Annotated in this window: 1 protein-coding gene; it reads right to left on the bottom strand. The window is 68.8% G+C overall.

The features are described from left to right. Window positions 1–18: 18 nt before the first annotated feature. Complete coding sequence (locus ABZ854_RS37230; RefSeq protein WP_361220491.1) at window positions 19–1,221, bottom strand: IS110 family transposase; 1,203 nt, start codon at window positions 1,219–1,221, stop codon at window positions 19–21. Window positions 1,222–1,393 lie beyond the last annotated feature (172 nt).

Raw genomic sequence — 1,393 nt, 5'->3', positions numbered from 1 at the left:
GGCTGCCTAATGCTGTTGTCAAGCCACGAGACGCAGGGGTGCTCGGGCCTGGAAGGGCTGGCGGTCACGGAGCATGGCGTAGAGGACGTTGATCTTGCGGCGGGCCAGAGCGATCAGGGCCTGGTGGTGCCGTTTGCCCTCGGCTCGTTTGCGGTCGTAGTAGGCCCGCGAGGTGGGATCGCGCTGGATCGAGCAGAACGCGGCCTGGTAGAAGACGCGTTTGAGGGCCTTGTCGCCTCCGGTCGCGGATCGCGAGTAGCGCACCTTTCCGGACTGGGTCAGCACGGGTGCCAGGCCGGAGGCCGCTGCGAGGGCATCGGCGCTGGTGAAGCGGTGGATGTTGCCGACCGATGCGATGAACTCGGCGGTGAGGGTGGCCCCCATCCCCGGCAGGCTGCGGATGAGGGCCCCGTCAGGATGCAAGGCGACCAGCTCCTCGATCTCGGCCTCCAGGGCCTTGAGGCGGACCTTGCCGGCCGCGAGCTGGTCGGCGAGTTCACGCACGAGCGCGGCGGTGCGTCGCTCTCCGGGCAGTGTGACGTGCTGGGCTCGTGCGGATGCGACCGCTGCCTCGGCCAGGGACTGGGCTGTGGTCTGCTTGCTGACGCCGTGACGGCGCAGGTAGGCGGTGATGCGTGTGGTTCCGGCACGGCGGATCTCGCTCGCGGTGACGTAGTGGCCCAGCAGGATCAGAGCGGACTGCCGGGTGGGGTCCGCCACCCGTTCGAGGCCGGGGTGGATTCCGGTCAGCAGGTCGCGCAAACGCGCGGTGCGAGCGGTGGCCTCCTTGACGAGAGTGGTGCGGTGGCTGACCAGCAGCCGCAGTTCCACGGCCTGTTCGTCGGGCAGGTCGACCACACGCAGGTCGTCGCGGAACATGACCTGCTCTGCGATGGTCCGGGCATCACGGGGGTCGGACTTGTTCTCTCCTCCTCGCGTTGCCCGTCGGGCGCGGTTGACGGCCAGGCCGGGAACGTGGACGCAGCGCAGGCCTTCGGCCAGCAGCATCGCGGTGAGCAGGCCGGCGATGCCGCCGATGATGTCCAGGCCCACGGTGACCTGCCCGTGTTCCTCCTGAACGGCGAGCAGTTCGGTGACGGCGTCGGTGATGGCGTCGGGCGTGTTGTCGACCCGGTGGCCGAGCAGCGGACGGCCGCGGTCGTCAGTGACCGCGAGCCAGTGGAACTCCTTGGCGATGTCGAAGCCTGCGTTGGCGGTCACGGTCCCCTCCCGGTGCAGAGTCTGGCGCGACTCCTTCCGCCTGTCCTCGCCCTACCAAGCGATGGTCCGCAGAGCCTAATCAGCAGTCCGGAAGAAGTGGCGGGGCAGGGGGATCAGCCACCTGAGCCATCTAGGGCAGCCAGCATGAAAACCATCCCTGCCCCACCCGCGC

Origin of the sequence: Streptomyces sp. NPDC047028, from assembly GCF_040644095.1 — a bacterium.
GTDB lineage: Bacteria > Actinomycetota > Actinomycetes > Streptomycetales > Streptomycetaceae > Streptomyces.
Note: the sequence above shows the minus strand (reverse complement) of the source record. Positions and strands in the feature narration are given on the sequence as shown.